Origin of the sequence: Acidovorax sp. LjRoot66, assembly GCF_964253305.1 — a bacterium.
In the GTDB taxonomy this organism is placed as follows: Bacteria; Pseudomonadota; Gammaproteobacteria; order Burkholderiales; family Burkholderiaceae_C; genus Acidovorax.
On record NZ_CAXUQU020000001.1, the window covers coordinates 5,262,921 to 5,282,070 of the forward strand.

The window sequence follows — 19,150 nt, forward strand, 5'->3', positions numbered from 1 at the left end:
AGCCTGAGAGGCCCATCTTTCCGTGCCAGCCCGGTACATTCCCCTCCACTGCCGCTGCTGAAGTGCTCCGCGGCCACGGCGGCACGGCGGCGTGCCCTTTCTCGTTCGCTATTGTTTGTATAGCAAACTTGATTGTAACAAGCAGCGACGATTCCAGCGCCTTGTGACAGAGCAGGACCCGCCTCGGACTGCTACCACCCCACCGCCGCGGCGCAACCGAGAAGCTTTTCACGAACCGACACAACTTCGCGCCGCAGCAGGCAGGACCGGCCAGGGCCCTCCGATAGACTTTGCCGCACCGTAGACACCACAAAGAGAGATGGGATGACCAAGAAGACTTCGATTGCATGGGCATGCGCACTGTTGTCCACCCTGGCCGGCGCGCAGGACCTGGCGGCCTACCCGCAAGTATTCTCGGGCCCGCAAGGTCTGGAGGTGGTGCTGGCACCGACCACGGACGGCAAGGCCGCGCTGATGCGCGTGAGCGGCTTCAACAGCCCCATCGACAAGGTGATCTTCCTGGGCAAGCAGGAGCAGCGCGGTAGCGGCACCGAGGCCTATGTGACCACGCTCGATGGCCGGGACTGGGGCTTGGTGCAGAAGCAGACCAACCGCTACGGCAGTGGCGAGCGCTATGTCACCTACCTGCCGGGCCGCCAGGGCGCGGTGGACCTGTCGTTCGACGAGAAGAAGAGCAAGGCCTTGAACGTAGCCGAGCTCAAGAGCGCCTATGCGCGCCAGCAAAAGGACGGCGTGCAGGAAAAGCTGGCCCGCTTCGACCGCGACAAACACCTGGCGTCGGCACAGACGGACCTGGCCAGCACCGACACCTCGGCCAGCTCCGCCTGCGGCAGCCCAGTAAAGACGGCGGTGGACTGGAAGTCCATCGACGACGACAAGCTCAAGAAGCTCAGCATCGCCAGTTTCTGCGGTGAGGTAGCTTCGCAGATGGACAGCATGTGCAAGAGCAATGCGAGCTTCAAGGCCAAGGCCGCGTCGCTGGGCCAGATCCAGTGCCAGTTCGGCGCCGAGATGAAGTTGCGCGTGGAAGGTCAGAAGCTAGTGTTCACCACCCACCAGGATGCTTCCAACCAGGGTGACTTCATCCAGCAGTTTCTGCGGAACCAGTAATTCACGGCTTTGGCCTTGCGAGGCGGTGGTTCAGCGCCCCGCCTGCAGCGCACACTGCGCCGCACTCGCATGCAGGCAGATGGCAGCGGCCGCGCCCACATTGAGCGACTCCTCCCCGCCCGGCTGGGCGATGCGGATGTGCTGGCTGGCGCGCTCCTGCAGCACGGTGCTCACGCCCTGCCCTTCGTGCCCCATGACCCAGGCGCAGGGCCAGGGCAGATCGGCGCGGTGCAGGTAGTCGCCCTGGTGCGAGCTGGTGACCAGCATCGGCAGATCCAGGTCGGCAAGGTCCTCGGGCGCGAGGCCCTCGACCAGGTCGAGCGCAAAATGCGCGCCCATGCCCGCACGCAGAACCTTGGGCGACCACAGCGCAGCACTGCCCTTGAGCGCCAGCACCTGCCTAAATCCGAAGGCCGAGGCACTGCGCAAAATGGAGCCGACATTGCCCGCATCCTGCACGCTGTCGAGCACCACGGCGGCCACGCCGGGCCGGGGCGACCCACCCTCGGGCAGGTCGAGCACGAAGCCCATCTTTGCCGGCGACTCCAGCCCGCTGATGTCGGCAAACAGCGCGTCGGCCAGCACCACGACCTTGGGCGCGGCCTTGCCCCATTCGGGCTGGGCCGTGGGCCACAGCGATTCGGCGAACACCGCCACGGCCGGCACCACGCCGCGCTCCAGCGCCGCACGGCACAGGTGGTCGCCTTCGAGCCAGACGCGGCCCTGCTTGCGGTAGGCGCCATTGTCCTGCGCCAGGCGGCGCAGGTCCTTGACCCAGGCGTTGCCGCGCGAATGGATGGCAGTGACGGAAGAAGAGGTCATGGAACGGCAGAGCCGCAGCGCGTCACGCGCCGATGCCCTGGGAAACGGAGAGGGATGATGAGGAGGACTGCACCAGCACCTGGGCCACCGGGGCAAACGAGCGCCGATGGTGGATGCAGGCGCCATGGGCACGCAGGGCTTCCATGTGCACCACGGTGCCGTAGCCCTTGTGGGCCGAAAAGCCGTAGTGCGGAAAATGCTCGTGCACCTCGTTGCACCAGCGGTCGCGGTGGACCTTGGCAAGGATGGAGGCGGCCGAGATGGATTTCACCAGCGCGTCGCCCTTGACGATGGCCTCGGACGGGACGTCGAGCCGGGGCAACTGGTTGCCGTCCACCAGCACGCGCACGGGCTTGAGGCGCAGGCCCATCACGGCACGGCGCATGGCCAGCAGCGTGGCCTGCAGGATGTTCAGCTGGTCGATCTCTTCCACGCTGGCCTCGGCAATGGCAAAGCACAGCGCCTTGGCACGGATCTCGTCGAACAGGGCCTCGCGGCGCAGCGCCGTGAGCTTCTTGGAATCGTCCAGCCCGGCAATGGGGCGCAGGTCATCGAGGATGACGGCGGCAGCCACCACAGGCCCGGCCAGCGGGCCGCGGCCGGCCTCGTCCACGCCAGCCACCAGACCGGGCGGATGCCAGTCCAGGCTCACCTGTTCAAACAGCAGCGGTGGTGGTGGCAAGGATTTTCTCGATCGCATCGGCAGCCAGTTGGGAAGTGTCGCGCCGCAGGCTCGCGTGCAGCGCGGAAAAACGCTGCTCCAAAGCCGTGATGGTAGCGGGATGCTGCACTTTTGCGTCAAACCATTGCAAGGTGGCGTCGCACAGCGCCTGCGGCGTGGCCGCGCCCTGAATCAGCTCGGGCACCACGAATTCGCCGCACAGGATGTTGGGCAGCCCTACCCAGGGCTGCAGCTGCTTGCGCTTCATGAGCCACCAGCTCAAGGGGTGCATGTGGTAGCCGATGACCATGGGGCGCTTGAACAGCGCTGCCTCCAGCGTGGCCGTGCCGCTGGCGATCAGCGTCACATCGCAGGCCGCCAGCACGGTGTGCGACTGGCCGGTGACGATCTGCAGCGCATCGGCCACGCCATGTGCACGCGCAGCCTCTTCGATGCGCGGTTGCAGCGCGGGCACGGCAGGCACCACCATGCGCAGGTTCGGGCGCGCCTTGCGCAGCAAGGCGGCGGCCGCGAAGAACGCGGGCGAGATGTACTGCACCTCGGCCGAGCGGCTGCCGGGCAGGATGGCCAGCACTTCATCGGTGTCGGCCAGGCCCAGGCGCGCCCGCGCGCCGGCGCGGTCGGGCACCTCGGGGATCACGCTGGCCAGAGGGTGGCCGACGTAGGTGGCGGCAATGCCGTTCCTGGCCAGCAACTCCGGCTCGAACGGGAAGATGCACAGCACATGGCCCGCACTTCTGCGGATCTTCTCGATGCGGTCTGCGCGCCAGGCCCAGATGGAGGGGCACACGAAGTGCACGGTGGGAATGCCGGCAGCCCGCAGGTCCGCCTCCAGCCCCAGGTTGAAATCGGGCGCATCCACGCCGATGAAGATGTCGGGCCGGTCGGCCAGCAGGCGGATGCGCAGCGCTTTGCGGATGCCCAGCAGCTCGCGCAGGCGGCGCAGCACCTCCATGCTGTAGCCGTGCACGGCCAGCTTGTCGCTGGGCCACCAGGCCGCAAAGCCGCGTTTGGCCATCTGCGGCCCGCCGATGCCGTGCGCCGTGGCGGCAGGCCAGCGGGCCTGCACACCGTCAAGCAGCAGGCCGGCCAGCAGGTCGCCCGAGGCCTCGCCTGCGACCATCGCCACGCGGGGCGCCTTGTCCTTCATTCAGCAGTCTCTTGGTGGGAAATCAGCGCGCGATGCCGTGGGCGGCGCTGCCGAGGAAAGCATCCATCAGCGCCACGTCGCCGGCCGCCTCGGGCATGTCACCAGGCAGGGCAAGGATGTGTTTGCGTGCCTCATCCAGGGTCAGCCCCTGGCGGTACAGCAGCTTGTGCATTTCGCGGATGGCGGCAATGCGCTGGGCCGAAAAATCGCGCCGGCGCAGGCCAACCAGGTTCACACCGCGCACGGCCAGGGGGTTGCCGTCCACCACCATGTAGGGTGGCACATCCTTGCTGACGTGGCTGGAGAAACCGACCATGGTGTGCGCGCCGATGCGCATGCGCTGCAGCACGCCCGTGAGGCCGCCCACGGTGGCCCAGTCGCCCACCTCCACGTGGCCGGCCAGCGTGGTGTTATTGGCCAGGGTGGTCTGGTGGCCGATGGCGCAGTCGTGCGCCACATGCACATAGGCCATGATCCAGTTGTCGTCGCCCACCGTGGTCTCGCTGCGGTCCTGCACCGTGCCGGTGTTCAGCGTGCAGAACTCGCGGATGGTGTTGCGGTCGCCGATCACCAGGCGCGTGGGCTCGCCCGCGTACTTCTTGTCCTGCGGGGCCGCGCCCAGCGAGGCGAACTGGAAGATGCGGTTGTCCTGCCCGATGGTGGTGTGGCCCTCGATGACGCAGTGCGCCCCCACCGTGGTGCCGGCACCGATCACCACGTTCGGACCGACCACGGCATAAGGGCCCACCTGCACCGACGGGGCCAGGCGGGCGCCGTCGGCGACGACGGCTGTGGGATGGATATTGCTCACGTTCGACAACCGGCGGAAAAAGGTCAGTTGACGCTGCGCATGGTGCACATGAGTTCGGCCTCGCAGGCCACTTCGTCGCCCACGCTGGCCACGCCCTTGAACTTCCAGATGCCGCCGCGCACGCGGTCGATGGTGATCGACAGGATGAGCTGGTCGCCAGGCTCCACGGGGCGCTTGAAGCGCGCGCCATCGATGCCCACGAAGTAGTAGATGTTGTTCTCATCGGGCACCTTGCCCATGGCGTCGAACGCCAGCAGCCCGGCGGCCTGGGCCAGGGCTTCGAGGATCAGCACGCCGGGCATCACGGGACGCCCCGGAAAGTGCCCCATGAAGTATGGCTCGTTGAAGGTGACGTTCTTGATCGCCTTGATGCGGGTGTTGCTCTCCAGCTCCAGCACCTTGTCCACCAGCAGGAACGGGTAGCGGTGCGGCAGTTGCTTGAGAATCGCGTGAATATCCATCATCGAGTTGTTCTTCCGTTCATGCTGCCTTGAGAGCCTGCTCGAGCGCCTTGATGCGATCGCGCAAGCTGTGCAGTTGTTTCAGTGTTGCAGCGTTTTTTTCCCAACGCGCATTGTCGTCGATGGGGAACATGCCGGTGTACTGACCCGGCCGCGTCAGCGAGCGGGTGACCACGGTGGCCGCTGATATGTGCACATTGTCCGCCAGCGTGAGGTGGCCCAGGACAATGGCACCGCCACCCACGGTGCAGTGCGCGCCGATGGTCGCGCTGCCGGCCACGCCCACGCAGCCGGCCAAGGCCGAGTGCTTGCCGATGCGCACGTTGTGGCCGATCTGGATCAGGTTGTCGAGCTTGACGCCGTCCTCGATGACGGTATCGTCCAGCGCCCCGCGATCGATGCAGGTGTTGGCCCCGATCTCCACATCGTCACCGATGCGCACCGCGCCCAGTTGCTCGATCTTGACCCACTGCCCCTTCTCGGGCGCAAAGCCGAAGCCGTCGGCACCGATCACCACACCCGCGTGGACGATGCAGCGCTCGCCGATGCGGCAGCCTTCACCGACCGTGACGCGGGACTTGAGCACCGTGCCTGCGCCGATGTGCGCACCCCGCTCGACCACGCACAGCGGGCCGATGGTGGCGCTGGGATGCACCTGCGCCGACGCATCGACCACAGCGCTGGCATGTACCCCGCCCTGCCCTGCGGGCGCCGTGTGCTGGCGCCACAGCTGCGTGGCGCGGGCGAAGTAAACATAGGGGTTGTCCACCACGATGCAGGCGCCGCGTGCCACGGCGGCATCGCGCATGGCAGGCGCCACAATGACACAGGCCGCCCGGGAGGCGGCCAGTTGCTGCTGGTAGCGGGGGTTGCTCAGGAAACTGAGGTCGCCCGGCCCCGCAACCTCCAGGGGCGCGATGCGGGAGATGGGGGTGTCACCCGTCCCTCCCTCCAGCGAGCCACCCAGCGCATCGACGATGTGCCCGAGAAGCAAGCTCACGCGCCACCTGCCGGATTGCGCTGCCGGTGCTTACTTGGCAGCAGGCGCGGCATTGAGCGCCTTGATCACCTTGTCGGTGATGTCGTGCTTGGGGTTGATGTAGGCCGCTTCCTGCAGGATCACGTCGTACTTCTCGGCCTCGGCCACCTGCTTGACGACCTTGTTGGCACGGTCCACGACGGCGGCGAGTTCTTCGTTGCGGCGGGCGCTCAGGTCTTCCTGGAACTCCCGGCGCTTGCGCTGGAAGTCACGGTCCTGGTCCACCAGCTGGCGCTGGCGGGTATTGCGCTGGCTTTCGGCCAGGGTCGGGGCTTCGCGTTCGAACTTCTCGGAGGCGGTCTTCAGGGAGTTGCCCATGTCCACCAGCTCTTTTTCGCGGCGAGCGAACTCCTGCTCGAGCTTGGCCTGCGACGCCTTGGAGGTGTTGGCTTCACGGAAGATGCGGTCGATGTTGACCAGGCCAGCCTTGAACGATTCTTGCGCCTGTACGGGCGCGGCCATGGCAAACGTGCCGAACAGCAGGGCCAAGGCGAAATGGCGGGAAAGGGATTTCATTAGAAAGACGTTCCAATCTGGAATTGCAGTTTCTGGATTCTATCGCCAGCAAACTTGCGTACCGGTTGTGCAAAGGCCAGGCGCAGGGGGCCCAGCGGGGAAATCCAGCTCAGGCCCAGCCCCACGGAGGCTCGCATGTCGCTGGCGGTTACTTTTTCATGCTCGCCATACACATTGCCTACATCCATGAAGGTGAAGACGCGCAGCGTACGGTCGTTGCCCGCACCCGGGAAGGGTGCGATCAGCTCGGCATTGAGGGTGACCTTCTTCGGGCCGCCCAGGGAGGAGCCCGTCACGTCGCGCGGGCCCAGGGTGCCCTGGTCGAAACCACGCACCGAACCGAGACCGCCCGAGTAGAAGTTCTTGAACACCGGGAACGGCCGGCCGTTCATGCCCTTGCCAATGCCCAGTTCGCCATTGAAGGCCAGCGTGAAGCGCTTGTTCAGCGGCACGTACTGCTGGTACTGGTAGTTGGCGCGCACGTAGCGGGCATCGCCCGCCACCGACCACTCGGAGTTCACGCGCTGGTAGCGGCCCGAGTTGGGTGCCAGCGCGCTGTCGCGGTCATCGCGCGACCAGCCGATGGTCAGCGGAATCGAGGTGCTCTTGTAGCCGAAGTTGTCGGCATAGGCCAGGTAGGTGGCCGGAATGTTGGTGCCAGGCTTGATGGTGGTCTGCTCCAGGCCACCACCGAAGAACACCGTGTCCGTCTCGCTGAAGGGCACGCCAAAGCGCATCGATCCGCCGGTGGTCACCAGTTGGTAGTTGCCGCCCTGGTCCTCGTACGGCTTGTCGGTGCGGTAGTACAGGTCCACCGTGCGCGAGATGCCTTCATCGGTGAAGTACGGGTTGGTGGTGCTGAACACCAGGGTGCGGCGGTACTTGCTGGTATTGACGTCCACGCCCAAGTAGTTGCCCGAGCCGAAGAAGTTCTCCTGCTTGATACCGAAGGACAGGGCCACCTTCTCGGCACTGGAGAAGCCCACGCCCATCTGCAGCGAGCCCGTGGGCTTTTCAGCCACGTTGATCACCAGGTCCACCTGGTCGGGCGAGCCGGGCACTTCCTGCGTCTCGACGTTGACTTCGGTGAAGAAGCCCAGGCGGTCCACGCGGTCGCGCGACAGGCGGATGCGTTCGCCGTCGTACCAGGAGGCTTCGTACTGGCGGAACTCGCGGCGGATCACTTCATCGCGGGTGCGGTTGTTGCCGCTCACGTTGATGCGGCGCACATAGGCGCGGCGCGAGGGCTCGACCTGCAGCACCAGGGCCACGCGGTTGTTCTCGCGGTCGATCTCGGGCACGGCTTCCACACGCGCAAAGGCAAAGCCGAAGCGGCCGAAGTACTCGGAGAAGGCCTTGGTTGTCTCGGTCACCTGGTCGGCGTTGTAGGGCTCGCCCGCACGGATGGTGATCAGCGACTTGAATTCGTCCTCGCGCTCCAGGTAGTTGCCTTCGAGCTTGACGCCCGAGACCACGTAGCGCTCGCCTTCGAACACGTTCACGGTGATCGAGATGCCCTGCTTGTCCGGCGAGATCGCGACCTGGGTCGACTCCACACGGAACTCCAGGTAGCCGCGCTGCAGGTAGTAGGTGCGCAGGGTTTCCAGGTCAGCATTGAGCTTGGCGCGCGAGTAGCGGTCGGACTTGGTGTACCAGCTGAGCCAGCCGCCCGTGTCCTGGTCGAACAGGCCCTTGAGCGTGGATTCGCTGAAGGCCTTGTTGCCCACCAGGCGCACTTCGTTGATGCGCGCGGGCTCGCCCTCGACCACCGAGAACGTGAGGTTCACGCGGTTGCGCTCGATGGGCGTCACCGTGGTCACCACTTCGGCGCCGTACAGGCTCTTGTTGATGTACTGGCGCTTGAGCTCCTGCTCGGCGCGGTCGGTCAGCGCCTTGTCGTAGGGGCGGCCTTCGGTCAGGCCCACTTCGCGCATGCTCTTCTTGAGCGCATCCTTGTCGAACTCGCGGGTGCCTGCGAAGTCCACGTCGGCAATGGTGGGGCGCTCTTCGACCACCACCACCAGCACGTTGCCCGAGGCTTCCAGGCGCACGTCCTTGAACAGGCCCAGGCCGAACAGCGCGCGAATGGCCGCAGCGCCCTTCTCGTCGTTGTAGTCATCGCCCACGCGCAGGGGCATGGATGCGAAGATGGTGCCGGGCTCCACGCGCTGCAGGCCCTCCACGCGGATGTCCTGCACCTTGAAGGGCTCCAGTGCCCACGCCGCGTTGGCGACAAAGACCATGGCTGCAATGGCCGATGCGGTACGCACGCCCAGGCGATTGATTGGATTTTTCATGAATGAAGCTGGAGCCGCTCTTGCAAGGCAAGGGCGGAAAAATGGTTAGCCAAAAAGCCGGGTGATATCGTTGAACAGGGCAATGGACATCATGAGGAGCAGCACTGCGACACCACCGCGCTGCAACCGCTCCAGCCATGCGTCCGACACTTGCTTGCCCGTCACGCCCTCCCAAAGATAATACATCAGGTGCCCACCGTCCAAAACAGGCAGCGGCAGCAGGTTCAGCACGCCCAGGCTCACGCTGATCAGTGCCAGGAACACCAGATACTGCGTGAGGCCCAGGCTGGCCGAACGGCCGGCGTAGTCCGCAATGGTCAAGGGCCCGCTGAGATTCTTGAGGGACGCCTCGCCGATCACCATGCGGCCCATCATCTTCAGGGTGAGCAGCGAAACGTCCCAGGTCTTGACCACACCGGTCCAGAAACCCTCGAGCACGCCGTATTCAACGGTTACAAATTCGGGCGGCGCGCCCACATAGGCGCCGATGCGGCCCACCGTGGCACCGAGCTCGGGCTGGGCGTCGGGCAGCACGTCCAGCGTGAGCGAACTCCCCGCACGGTTGATCAACCAGGGCTGCGACAGCGGCTCCGTGCCGCGCATGGACTGGCGGATCAGCTCGCGCAGTTGCTGGCCGTCCACCACCTCGGTGGAGCCTATCTTGAGCACCACGTCGCCTTGCTGCAGGCCCGCGCGTTCTGCCGCGCCCTTGGCCACCACCTCGCCCAGCACCGGCCGGGTCCAGGGCCCCAGGATGCCGATCTTGCGAAACAGCTGGGCATCGGCCTCGCGGGAGTCGATTTTCGACATGTCCAGCACCAGCTCGCGGTGCGCACCGCTCTGCGGCTGCACGTCCAGGCGCACGGATTCGCCCTCCAGCGCGCCACGGGTCAGCAGCCAGCGCAGGTCTTCGAAGGAGCGCACGGGCTCCAGCTCATCCGACCCCAGGGCGGCGCGCTGCACCAATTCGCCGCCACGCAGGCCGGCCGCCTGTGCCACCGAGCCGGCCACGGGGCTGGCCAGCACGGCCTTGGGCTCCTCCACGCCGTTCCAGTTGACGATGGAGTACAGCAGCACCGCCAGCAGCAGGTTGGCAATAGGTCCAGCCGCCACAATGGCTGCGCGCGCGCGCAGGGGCTGGGTGTTGAAGGCCAGATGCCGCTCTTCGGCGGGCACGGGCGCCTCGCGCTCGTCCAGCATGCGCACATAGCCACCCAAAGGGAAGGCGCCGAGCACGAACTCCGTCGGCGAGCCTTTGGGCCGCCAGGTGAACAGCGGCTTGCCAAAGCCCACCGAAAAACGCAGCACCTTGACGCCGCAGGCCACTGCCACGCGGTAGTGGCCGTACTCGTGCACGGCGATCAGGAGGCCCAGGGCAACGACAAAGGCAACAAGGGTCAGCAACATGAGAGGCTCCGTGGGTCAACAGGGACAGCAGCGGCGGCCATCGAATGGGGTCGGTCAGGCGGCCAGCAGGCCGGCGGCCTGCTCTGCCGCCCTGCGCGACTGGGCGTCCAGATCGAGCAGCGCTGCCAGCGAATCCGGCTTGGAGGGGGAAACCGCGTCCAAAGTTGCAAGATTGACGGCATGGATATGGTCGAAACGCAATCTACCCGACAAAAACCGGCCCACCGCCACCTCGTTGGCGGCATTGAGCACGGCGGTCGTGCCCTCGGCGGCCTTGAGCGCCTGCCAGGACAGGTGCAGGCCGGGGAAGCGGATGGCGTCCGCATCCTCGAAGGCCAGCGCGCTCAGCGCCGAGAAATCGAGCCGGCTGGCACCGCTGGCAATGCGCTCGGGCCAGGCCAGGCCCACGGCGATAGGCACGCGCATATCGGGCGTGCCCAGCTGGGCCAGGATGGAGGAGTCCTTGAACTGCACCATGGAATGGATGATCTGCTGCGGGTGGATCACCACCTTGATCTGGTCGGGCGCCAAATCGAACAGCCAGCGCGCCTCGATCACTTCGAGCGCCTTGTTCATCATGGTGGCCGAATCGACCGAGATCTTGCGTCCCATCGAGAAATTGGGGTGGGCGCAGGCCTGGTCGGGCGTGATCTGCGAGAGCGTGGCCGGGTCGCGCTGGCGGAAGGGCCCGCCCGATGCAGTAAGCAAAATGCTGTCCACCCGGTCCGGCCAGGTGGCAGGGTCTTCGGGCAGGCACTGGAAGATGGCCGAGTGCTCGCTGTCGATGGGCAGCAGGGTGGCCCCGCCCTCCTTCACCGTCCGCATGAACAGGCCGCCGCCCACCACCAGGGCCTCCTTGTTGGCCAGCAGCAGGCGCTTGCCCGCGCGTGCAGCGGCCAGGCAGGGCGCCAGTCCGGCCGCACCCACGATGGCGGCCATGACCGCATCCACGTCGGGGTGCGAGGCAATGGCTTCGAGCGCGTCGGCCTCGTACAGCACGCGGGTGGCCAGGCCATTCTGGCGCAGCTTGTCCTCCAGCGCACGGGCATGGGACGCGCTGGCCATGACCGCAAAGCGGGGGGTGAACTGCGCGCATTGCGCCAGCATCAGGTCGACCTGCGTGGCCGCGCTCAGTGCAAAGATCTCGAAGCGTTCAGGGTGGCGCGCCACCACGTCCAGGGTGCTGGTCCCGATGGAGCCGGTGGAGCCAAGAACGGTAAGCCGTTGTTTCATAGAGGGGTCGTCAGGCTCGTGAGCATCATGGCCAGGGGAAGGGTGGGCAGCAGGGCATCCACGCGGTCGAGCACGCCGCCGTGGCCAGGCAGCAGGCCACTGCTGTCCTTGACGCCGGCGCTGCGCTTGATGAGCGATTCCACCAGGTCGCCGGAGACGCTCATCGCCGTCATGAACAGCGCCGCCACCACCAGCAGCCACCAGCCCTGGCGGGCCATGCGGCTGTAGAAACTGAGCACCTCGGCCTGCCAGTGGGCATCGGCCGCCACCCAGGCGAACGAAAGCACCAGCACGCCCGCCAGGCCGCCCCACACGCCTTCCCAGCTCTTGCCGGGGCTGATGGCGGGGGCCAGCTTGCCCTTGGTGAAGCGCAGGCCGAAGGCACGGCCCGCAAAATAGGCAAAGATGTCGGCCACCCACACTAGGACCAGCACCGACAGCAGGAAGTTGATGCCCACGTGGCGCGCCTGCACCACCGCCAGCCAGGCCAGCCACAGGGCCAGCACGCCGGCAATCAGGCGCACGGCCGCCGGGATGCGCGGCCAGCCGGGCACGCCAGCGCGCAGCAGCCAGGCGGTGCCCAGCACCCACAGGGCCCCGCCCACGATCCACAGCACCGTCAGCGGCTGTGTGAGCCAGCCCAGCGCCCACGAGCCCAGGCACAGCGCCACGCAGGCAGCCCCCACGGCAAGCGAGCCCGCCTGGCCAAAGCCGCACAGCCGGCCCCACTCCCACGCGCCGGCGGCCATGAGCACCAGCACCACCACGGTAAAGGGCAGGGGCGAGCCATAGAACAGCGCTGGCAACAGGATGGCCAGCAGGACAAGGGCAGTGATGACGCGCTGTTGGAGCATGGGGCCTTTTCAGCCCGGCATCGGATCGGGATGCGCGGACAGGGTGATCTGTTCTGAGGTTTTGCCGAAGCGGCGCTCCCGCGCACTGTAAGCCGCAATGGCTTCGTCGAGTGCGGATTCGTCGAAATCCGGCCACAGCCGGTCACTGAAGACCAGCTCCGAATACGCGATCTGCCACAGCAGGAAGTTGCTGATGCGCATCTCGCCACCGGTGCGCACGACAAGGTCCGGGTCGGGCACGTGGGACATGCCCATGGCCGCATTCAGGCTGGCTTCGGTGATCGGCTCGCCCTTGGCAGCCAGGGCCGCCGCTGCCTGGGCAATGTCCCAGCGCCCGCCATAGTTGAAGCAGACGTTGAGCACCAGGCGCGTGTTGTGGGCCGTGGCGGCCTCGGCCTGGGCCAGGCCACCCTGCACCTTGGGCGACAGGCCCGTGCGCTCGCCCACGAAGTACAGGCGCACGCCGTCCTTCATGAGCTGGGGCACCTCGCGCGCCAGCGCCATGGCCAGCAGCTCCATGAGGCCAGAGACCTCATCGGCCGGCCGGTTCCAGTTTTCGGACGAGAAGGCGAAGACGGTGAGCACACCCACGCCGCGCTGCACACAGGCGCGTGCGCAGCGGCGCAATGAATCAACCCCTTGCTTGTGGCCAGCCAGGCGCGGCAGGAAACGGCGCGTGGCCCAGCGGCCGTTGCCATCCATGACGATGGCAATGTGGTGTGGCACCACCGGAGATACTGGCATGCGAATGTTCGAGCCTCAGGCTCAAACCGCCATGATTTCCTGCTCCTTGGCCGCCACCAGCGCATCGATCTCCAGGATGTGGCGGTCGGTGAACTTTTGCACGTCGGCTTCGGCGCGCTTTTGGTCGTCTTCGGAAGCCAGCTTGTCCTTGACCAGCTTCTTGACCGCCTCGTTGGCGTCACGGCGCAGGTTGCGCACGGCGATCTTGGCGCTCTCGCCTTCGGTGCGGGCCAGCTTGGTCATTTCCTTGCGGCGCTCTTCGCTCATCGGCGGCATGGGCACGCGGATCAGGTCGCCCATGGAAGCGGGGTTCAGGCCCAGGTCGCTTTCGCGGATGGCCTTTTCGATCTTGGCGCCCATGCCCTTTTCCCAGGGCTGCACGCTGATGGTGCGCGAGTCGATCAGCGCCACGTTGGCCACCTGGGAGAGGGGCACGAAGGAGCCGTAGTACTCGACCTGCACGGAGTCGAGCAGCGAGGGGTTGGCGCGACCCGTGCGGATCTTCTGCAGGTTGTTCTTGAAGGCCGAGATGGACTGGTCCATCTTGGTTTCAGCGTTTTTCTTGATGTCGGCAATCGTCATGTTTTTCTCCTCGGGGCAGACCAGAGACGGGCAGGCGCGCAGCCCGCCCGTGCATCGTCATCAGGCGTAAACCAGCGTACCCTCGTCCTCGCCCATCACCACGCGCTTGAGCGCGCCGTGCTTGATGATCGAGAACACCCGCACCGGCAGCTTCTGGTCGCGGCACAGGGCAAAGGCAGTCGCATCCATGATGCCCAGGTTGCGGGACATGGCCTCGTCGAAGCTGAGCTTCGTGTAGCGCGTGGCCGTGGGATCCTTCTGGGGGTCGGCAGTATAAACGCCGTCCACCTTGGTGGCCTTGAGCACCAGCTCGGCGCCTATCTCGGCACCGCGCAGGGCCGCAGCCGTGTCGGTGGTGAAGAAGGGGTTGCCTGTGCCGGCCGCGAAGACCACCACCTTGCCCTCTTCAAGGTACTGCAGCGCCTTGGGGCGCACGTAGGGCTCGACCACCTGCTCGATGGCAATGGCGGACATCACGCGGGCGATCAGGCCCTGCTTGTCCATGGCATCGGCCAGGGCCAGCGCGTTCATCACGGTGGCCAGCATGCCCATGTAGTCGGCGGTGGCCCGGTCCATGCCGACCGAGCCGCCCGCGACGCCACGGAAAATGTTGCCCCCACCGATCACCACCGCCACCTGCACACCCAGGCGGGTGACTTCGGCGATCTCCTCCACCATGCGCACGATGGTGGCGCGGTTGATGCCGAAGGCGTCATCCCCCATCAGCGCCTCACCAGACAGCTTGAGCAGGATGCGCTTGTGGGCTGGTGCAGCGTTGGACATGGGAAACTTCTCCGGTAGGTGGTGCAGGGCTTGGGTGAGGTTGTTGCAGGGAGCGATCAGGCAGCGGCCTTGGCGGCAGCCACCTGGGCGGCCACTTCGGCGGCGAAGTCGTCAACCTTCTTCTCGATGCCTTCGCCCACCACGTACAGGGTGAAGCCCTTGACGGTGGTGTTGGTGGCCTTGAGCATCTGCTCGACGGTCTGCTTGCCGTCCGCAGCCTTCACGAAGACCTGGTTGAACAGAGACACTTCCTTGAGGAACTTCTGCACGCCGCCTTCGATGCGCTTGGTCACGATTTCGTCGGACTGCACAGGCTTGCCTTCGGCTTCGGCCTTGGCCTTGTCTTCAGCCGCCTTGGCGGCAGCCACCGAGCGCTCTTTCTCGATCAGGTCTGCAGGCACGTCGGCGCTGGTCAGGGCCACGGGCTTCATGGCGGCGATGTGCATGGCCACGTCCTTGGCAGCCACTTCGTCGCCCTCGAACTCGACGACCACGCCGATGCGCGTGCCGTGCAGGTACGAGGCCAGCTTGCTGGTGCCGTTGAACTGCTTGAAGCGGCGGAACGACATGTTCTCGCCGATCTTGCCGATCAGGCCCTTGCGCACGTCTTCCAGCGTGGGGCCGAAGCTGTCTTGCTCGTAGGCCAGAGCACCCAGGGCGGCCACGTCGGCGGGGTTGTGCTTGGCGATCAGCTCGGCAGCAGCATTGGCCAGTGCGATGAAGCTGTCGTTCTTGCTCACGAAGTCGGTTTCGCTGTTCACTTCGACCAAGGCGCCGTTGGTGCCATTGATGAAGCTGGCGACCACGCCTTCGGCGGTGATGCGCGAAGCGGCCTTGCCAGCCTTGGTGCCCAGCTTGACGCGCAGCAGCTCTTCGGCCTTGGCCATGTCGCCTTCGGCTTCGGTCAGCGCCTTCTTGCATTCCATCATCGGTGCATCGGTCTTGCCACGCAGTTCGGCGACCATGCTTGCGGTAATTGCAGCCATCTTTATTCCTTCGGTGTTCGGTTCAATCGATTCAGATTCGGGCTAAAAAAAAGGGGGCTAACCAGGAGCCCCGCTTTTGTTCGCGACGGATCGCGCAGCCGGGCTATCAGGCGGCGGCTTCTTGCACTTCCACGAATTCGTCGCTGCTCTCGGACGTAGCGGCCTTCACCACTTCGTTCACGGCATTGGCACGGCCTTCGATGATCGCGTCGGCGATACCGCGGGCGTACAGCATCACGGCCTTGGCCGAGTCGTCGTTGCCGGGGATCACGTAGTCGATGCCTTCGGGCGAGTGGTTGGTGTCAACCACGCCGATCAGCGGGATACCGAGCTTCTTGGCTTCGGCAACGGCGATCTTGTGGAAGCCCACGTCGATGATGAAGATGGCGTCTGGCAGTGCAGCCATGTCCTGGATGCCGCCGATGTCCTTTTCGAGCTTCTCGATCTCACGGGTGAACGTGAGCTGTTCCTTCTTGCTCAGGCTGTCCAGGCCGGTTTCCAGTTGGGCCTTCATGTCCTTCAGGCGCTTGATCGAGGTCTTCACGGTCTTGAAGTTCGTCAGCATGCCACCCAGCCAGCGCTGGTCAACGAAAGGAACACCGGCGCGCAGGGCCTCGGTGGACAGGATTTCGCGGGCCTGGCGCTTCGTGCCGACCATCAGGATCGTGCCGCGGTTGGCAGCCAGTTGCTTGGCGAACTTCTGTGCTTCCTGGAACAGTGGCAGCGACTTTTCCAGGTTGATGATGTGGATCTTGTTGCGATGGCCGAAGATGTAGGGGGCCATCTTGGGGTTCCAGAAGCGGGTTTGGTGACCGAAATGGACACCGGCTTCCAGCATTTCGCGCATGGTAACGGACATAAGAATACTCCAAAGGTTAGGTCTAAAATCAGCCCCAATATTTGCAACGCCGTGTTTCCCACGACCGCTGCAACACCTTGACAGGGCTGGTTTGCGATTGGTTTTGCTACAAGCCCCACGCACAAAGCGCTACTGCTCCCAGCAAAACCCAAGGATTCTAGCACACCCATGCTCCCAGACCTTCTTGCCACCCGCTCGGCCCTGCGGGCCGGCACCAGCACCCCGGCCGCAGAACTCGAACGCTGCATCGCGGCAGCAGAAGCGCCGGCCAATACCCACAGCTTCCTGCAGACCCTCTTCGATACCGCACGCACCGCCGTGGTGCAGCCGGGCATGGCGCAAAGGCCCCTGGCCGGGCTGGCGGTTTCGGTCAAGGACCTGTTCGACATCGCGGGCCAGCCGACGGCAGCCGGCTCCACGGCACTCGCCGACAGCCCCCCGGCGCAGCAGGACAGCCCGGCCGTGGCACGGCTGCGCGCCGCCGGCGCGAGCCTCATCGGCCGCACGAACATGGTCGAATTCGCCTTTTCCGGCGTGGGGGTGAACCCCCACTTCGGCACCCCGGCCGCCTGGGATGCGCGCTTTGGCGCGCTGCCCGGCGAGGCGCGCGTGCCAGGCGGATCCTCCTCCGGCGCGGCCGTCTCGGTGGCCACCGGCGCAGCCTTCGTGGGCCTGGGCTCGGATACGGGCGGATCCATCCGCATCCCGGCCGCGCTCAACGGCATCGTGGGTTTCAAGAACACGCAGCGCCTGGTGCCCACCTCGGGCGCCGTGCCGCTGTCCACCACGCTGGACACGGCCTGCGCCATGACGCGCAGCGTGGGCGATGCCATCGTGGTGCACGAACTGCTGTCGGCCACGCGCGTCACGCGCAGCCCCGCCCCATTGGCCGGCTACCGCCTGGCCGTGCCCACCACCCTGTTCCTGGACGGCCTGGACGCCACGGTGGCCCAGGCCTTCGAACGCACGCTCGCCACCCTGCGCCGCGCGGGAGCGCGCATCGACACCATCGCCCTGCCCGAGTCGGCCCAGCAGCCCGCGTACGGTTTCTCGCCGCCCGAGGCCTATGCCTGGCACCGCGAGTTGCTGGCCTCCAAGGGGGGCCAGTACGACCCCCGGGTGCGCGCCCGCATCGAAAAGGGCGCCACGCTCACCGCCTGGGAATACCTGGCCCTCATCGACGCCCGCCACCACTGGCAGCGGCGCATGCACGCCACCATCGACGGCTACGACGCCCTGCTCTCGCCCACGGTGCCCATCACCGCCCCCACCATCGCCAGCGTGGCCCCGGGCACAGAGCGCGACGAAGAGTTCTTTCGCGTGAACACCCTGCTCCTGCGCAACACCAGCCTGGTGAACCTGCTGGACGGCTGCGCCCTGTCGCTGCCCTGCCACGTTCGAGGGGAACTCCCGATCGGCCTGATGGTCTGGCATGGGGCGCTGCGCGACGACGGGGTGCTCAACGCCGGGCTGCGCATTGAAGCAGCACTGCAAGAAAAATAACAATTGCCGTTTGCTGCAAAGCAGCAAACGCAACCCATACTCCCCATTCATGAAGATTGCCATCGTGGGCGCCGGCATCATCGGCGTCACCACCGCATACGAACTGGCCCGCGACGGCCATGAGGTCACCGTGTTCGAGCAGCGCAACGCCGCCGCCGAAGATGCCAGCTTTGCCACTGCCGGCCTGCTGGCCCCCCTGCTGACGACGCCCTGGTCGCTGCCGGGCATGGCCCCGGCCGCGCGGCTCATGGGCGCGCAATCCACCGTGCGCCTGGCCCAGGGCTTCGGCCGCGCCGACGTGTCCTGGCTGTGGCACTGGAAGCGCCTGGCAAAGCGCGGCCCCGGCCCGGCCACCGCACTTGAGGGACTGGCCCAGTACAGCCTGGCACGCACGCTGGAGATCGCCACCGAACACGAGCTCGACTTCGAAGCCAGCCCCGGCCGCCTGCTGCTGCTGCGCACCGAACAGGACCGCGCCCACCTGCAACCCGCCTTGCAGTGCCTGCGCGACGCGGGCGTGGCCGTGCAGGAGATCGATGCCGCCGCCGCCCAGAAGCTCGAGCCCGGGCTGTCGCCCGAAACACCGCTGGCCGGTGCCATCTCGCTGCCCGGCGCTGCTGCAGGCAACTGCCGGCTGTTCGCGCAGCTGCTGCGCCAGGGTACGCAGGCAGGGGGCGTGCAGTTTGCCTTTGGCACGCGCGTGGAACGCCTGGCGACCAACCCCGTGGGCGTAGCGGTGCAGGGCGAAGCCACGCCGCGCCGTTTCGACGCCGTGGTGCTGTGCGCCGGCATGGCCTCGGCCGCCCTTCTGCCGGCCCTCGGCCTGCCGCTGCCGATGACGGCCGTGTACGGCTACTCCGTCAGCGCGCCGCTGCGCGAAGACACCCACGCCCCGCAGGCCAGCGTGGTCGACGTGCAGCAGCAGATCAGCATCACCCGCCTGGGGCTGCGCGTGCGCGTGGCTGGCGGGGCCGAGCTGGGCAGCGCCGACGCAGAGCACCACGCCCCCACCGTCGCGCGCCTGTACCGCACGCTCAACGACTGGTTTCCCGGCGGCGCACAGCTCTCGGGCGGCGTGCAGACCTGGCGCGGCGCGCGCACCCTGCTGCCCGATGGCGCGCCCGTGATTGGCGCCAGCGGCATACCCGGCCTGTGGCTCAACACCGGCCACGGCACGGGCGGCTTTGCCCTGGCCAGCGGCAGCGCGCGCGCCATCGCCGACCTGGTGGCCCAGCGCAGCCCCGAGATCAACCTCGACGGGCTGGGCTTGCGGCGGTTTTGAGCCTGCGG

Annotated in this window: 19 protein-coding genes; 3 read left to right on the top strand and 16 right to left on the bottom strand. The window is 66.4% G+C overall.

Translation table 11 applies throughout. The features are described from left to right. Positions 1–324: 324 nt before the first annotated feature. Entirely contained in the window at positions 325–1,131 is an 807-nt protein-coding gene (locus ACSQ3Y_RS24770) for a hypothetical protein (RefSeq protein ID WP_427999890.1), read from the top strand. Positions 1,132–1,161: 30 nt separating this feature from the next. Here the strand turns inward: ACSQ3Y_RS24770 and ACSQ3Y_RS24775 are convergent, their stop codons facing one another. The 16 genes from ACSQ3Y_RS24775 to rpsB form a co-directional block, all read right to left on the bottom strand. Then, positions 1,162–1,953: a TrmH family RNA methyltransferase gene (locus ACSQ3Y_RS24775; protein ID WP_436179193.1), complete on the bottom strand. Its 792-nt coding sequence runs from the start codon at positions 1,951–1,953 to the stop codon at positions 1,162–1,164. 22 nt (positions 1,954–1,975) lie between these two features. Continuing rightward, entirely contained in the window at positions 1,976–2,653 is a 678-nt protein-coding gene (gene rnhB / locus ACSQ3Y_RS24780) for a ribonuclease HII (RefSeq protein ID WP_436179194.1), read from the bottom strand. After that, a complete protein-coding gene (lpxB, locus tag ACSQ3Y_RS24785) occupies positions 2,610–3,785 on the bottom strand; it encodes a lipid-A-disaccharide synthase (protein WP_436179195.1) in 1,176 nt (391 codons plus the stop codon). The genes rnhB and lpxB overlap by 44 nt, the downstream gene beginning before the upstream one ends. Before the next feature lie 22 nt (positions 3,786–3,807). After that, entirely contained in the window at positions 3,808–4,605 is a 798-nt protein-coding gene (lpxA, locus tag ACSQ3Y_RS24790; RefSeq protein WP_436179196.1) for an acyl-ACP--UDP-N-acetylglucosamine O-acyltransferase, read from the bottom strand. Between the two features lie 14 nt (positions 4,606–4,619). Next, positions 4,620–5,060 (bottom strand): 3-hydroxyacyl-ACP dehydratase FabZ, encoded by a 441-nt coding sequence (fabZ, locus tag ACSQ3Y_RS24795; protein WP_305746617.1) that lies wholly within the window; start codon positions 5,058–5,060, stop codon positions 4,620–4,622. A gap of 16 nt (positions 5,061–5,076) precedes the next feature. Then, positions 5,077–6,057, bottom strand: a complete 981-nt coding sequence (gene lpxD, locus ACSQ3Y_RS24800; RefSeq protein WP_436179197.1) for a UDP-3-O-(3-hydroxymyristoyl)glucosamine N-acyltransferase — start codon at positions 6,055–6,057, stop codon at positions 5,077–5,079. Positions 6,058–6,087: 30 nt separating this feature from the next. After that, complete coding sequence (locus ACSQ3Y_RS24805; RefSeq protein ID WP_179681313.1) at positions 6,088–6,612, bottom strand: OmpH family outer membrane protein; 525 nt, start codon at positions 6,610–6,612, stop codon at positions 6,088–6,090. Next, a complete protein-coding gene (bamA, locus tag ACSQ3Y_RS24810) occupies positions 6,612–8,909 on the bottom strand; it encodes an outer membrane protein assembly factor BamA (RefSeq protein ID WP_057205615.1) in 2,298 nt (765 codons plus the stop codon). Before bamA ends, ACSQ3Y_RS24805 begins: the two co-directional genes overlap by 1 nt. A gap of 45 nt (positions 8,910–8,954) precedes the next feature. Further along, complete coding sequence (gene rseP, locus ACSQ3Y_RS24815; RefSeq protein ID WP_436179198.1) at positions 8,955–10,316, bottom strand: RIP metalloprotease RseP; 1,362 nt, start codon at positions 10,314–10,316, stop codon at positions 8,955–8,957. Between the two features lie 54 nt (positions 10,317–10,370). Continuing rightward, positions 10,371–11,549: a 1-deoxy-D-xylulose-5-phosphate reductoisomerase gene (ispC, locus tag ACSQ3Y_RS24820; RefSeq protein WP_436179199.1), complete on the bottom strand. Its 1,179-nt coding sequence runs from the start codon at positions 11,547–11,549 to the stop codon at positions 10,371–10,373. After that, on the bottom strand, positions 11,546–12,403 hold the full coding sequence (locus tag ACSQ3Y_RS24825) for a phosphatidate cytidylyltransferase (RefSeq protein ID WP_436179200.1): 858 nt from the start codon (positions 12,401–12,403) through the stop codon (positions 11,546–11,548). The genes ispC and ACSQ3Y_RS24825 overlap by 4 nt, the downstream gene beginning before the upstream one ends. A 9-nt stretch (positions 12,404–12,412) precedes the next feature. Then, positions 12,413–13,147 carry a polyprenyl diphosphate synthase gene (gene uppS, locus ACSQ3Y_RS24830; RefSeq protein WP_057205608.1) on the bottom strand — a complete coding sequence of 245 codons (735 nt, stop codon included), beginning with the start codon at positions 13,145–13,147 and terminating at the stop codon, positions 12,413–12,415. A 21-nt stretch (positions 13,148–13,168) separates the two neighbouring features. Then, a complete protein-coding gene (frr, locus tag ACSQ3Y_RS24835) occupies positions 13,169–13,729 on the bottom strand; it encodes a ribosome recycling factor (RefSeq protein WP_057205606.1) in 561 nt (186 codons plus the stop codon). A 60-nt stretch (positions 13,730–13,789) separates the two neighbouring features. Then, complete coding sequence (gene pyrH, locus ACSQ3Y_RS24840) at positions 13,790–14,512, bottom strand: UMP kinase (protein ID WP_007852283.1); 723 nt, start codon at positions 14,510–14,512, stop codon at positions 13,790–13,792. 56 nt (positions 14,513–14,568) lie between these two features. Next, positions 14,569–15,498, bottom strand: a complete 930-nt coding sequence (tsf, locus tag ACSQ3Y_RS24845) for a translation elongation factor Ts (protein WP_436179201.1) — start codon at positions 15,496–15,498, stop codon at positions 14,569–14,571. 106 nt (positions 15,499–15,604) lie between these two features. Continuing rightward, positions 15,605–16,357 carry a 30S ribosomal protein S2 gene (gene rpsB / locus ACSQ3Y_RS24850; RefSeq protein ID WP_057205602.1) on the bottom strand — a complete coding sequence of 251 codons (753 nt, stop codon included), beginning with the start codon at positions 16,355–16,357 and terminating at the stop codon, positions 15,605–15,607. A gap of 168 nt (positions 16,358–16,525) precedes the next feature. Between rpsB and ACSQ3Y_RS24855 the strand changes: the two genes are divergently transcribed. Both ACSQ3Y_RS24855 and ACSQ3Y_RS24860 read left to right on the top strand, forming a co-directional pair. Further along, on the top strand, positions 16,526–17,860 hold the full coding sequence (locus ACSQ3Y_RS24855) for an amidase (protein WP_436179202.1): 1,335 nt from the start codon (positions 16,526–16,528) through the stop codon (positions 17,858–17,860). A 49-nt stretch (positions 17,861–17,909) separates the two neighbouring features. Then, on the top strand, positions 17,910–19,142 hold the full coding sequence (locus ACSQ3Y_RS24860; RefSeq protein ID WP_436179203.1) for an FAD-dependent oxidoreductase: 1,233 nt from the start codon (positions 17,910–17,912) through the stop codon (positions 19,140–19,142). Positions 19,143–19,150 lie beyond the last annotated feature (8 nt).

Coding starts and splice junctions, on each gene's coding strand:
- rseP (WP_436179198.1), bottom strand. CDS start 10,316: ATGTTGCTGACCCTTGTTGCCTTTGTCGTTGCCCTGGGCCTCCTGATC.
- ACSQ3Y_RS24775 (WP_436179193.1), bottom strand. CDS start 1,953: ATGACCTCTTCTTCCGTCACTGCCATCCATTCGCGCGGCAACGCCTGG.
- rpsB (WP_057205602.1), bottom strand. CDS start 16,357: ATGTCCGTTACCATGCGCGAAATGCTGGAAGCCGGTGTCCATTTCGGT.
- rnhB (WP_436179194.1), bottom strand. CDS start 2,653: ATGCGATCGAGAAAATCCTTGCCACCACCACCGCTGCTGTTTGAACAG.
- ACSQ3Y_RS24855 (WP_436179202.1), top strand. CDS start 16,526: ATGCTCCCAGACCTTCTTGCCACCCGCTCGGCCCTGCGGGCCGGCACC.
- lpxB (WP_436179195.1), bottom strand. CDS start 3,785: ATGAAGGACAAGGCGCCCCGCGTGGCGATGGTCGCAGGCGAGGCCTCG.
- ACSQ3Y_RS24805 (WP_179681313.1), bottom strand. CDS start 6,612: ATGAAATCCCTTTCCCGCCATTTCGCCTTGGCCCTGCTGTTCGGCACG.
- ispC (WP_436179199.1), bottom strand. CDS start 11,549: ATGAAACAACGGCTTACCGTTCTTGGCTCCACCGGCTCCATCGGGACC.
- ACSQ3Y_RS24860 (WP_436179203.1), top strand. CDS start 17,910: ATGAAGATTGCCATCGTGGGCGCCGGCATCATCGGCGTCACCACCGCA.
- pyrH (WP_007852283.1), bottom strand. CDS start 14,512: ATGTCCAACGCTGCACCAGCCCACAAGCGCATCCTGCTCAAGCTGTCT.
- fabZ (WP_305746617.1), bottom strand. CDS start 5,060: ATGATGGATATTCACGCGATTCTCAAGCAACTGCCGCACCGCTACCCG.
- ACSQ3Y_RS24770 (WP_427999890.1), top strand. CDS start 325: ATGACCAAGAAGACTTCGATTGCATGGGCATGCGCACTGTTGTCCACC.
- ACSQ3Y_RS24825 (WP_436179200.1), bottom strand. CDS start 12,403: ATGCTCCAACAGCGCGTCATCACTGCCCTTGTCCTGCTGGCCATCCTG.
- frr (WP_057205606.1), bottom strand. CDS start 13,729: ATGACGATTGCCGACATCAAGAAAAACGCTGAAACCAAGATGGACCAG.
- uppS (WP_057205608.1), bottom strand. CDS start 13,147: ATGCCAGTATCTCCGGTGGTGCCACACCACATTGCCATCGTCATGGAT.
- tsf (WP_436179201.1), bottom strand. CDS start 15,498: ATGGCTGCAATTACCGCAAGCATGGTCGCCGAACTGCGTGGCAAGACC.
- bamA (WP_057205615.1), bottom strand. CDS start 8,909: ATGAAAAATCCAATCAATCGCCTGGGCGTGCGTACCGCATCGGCCATT.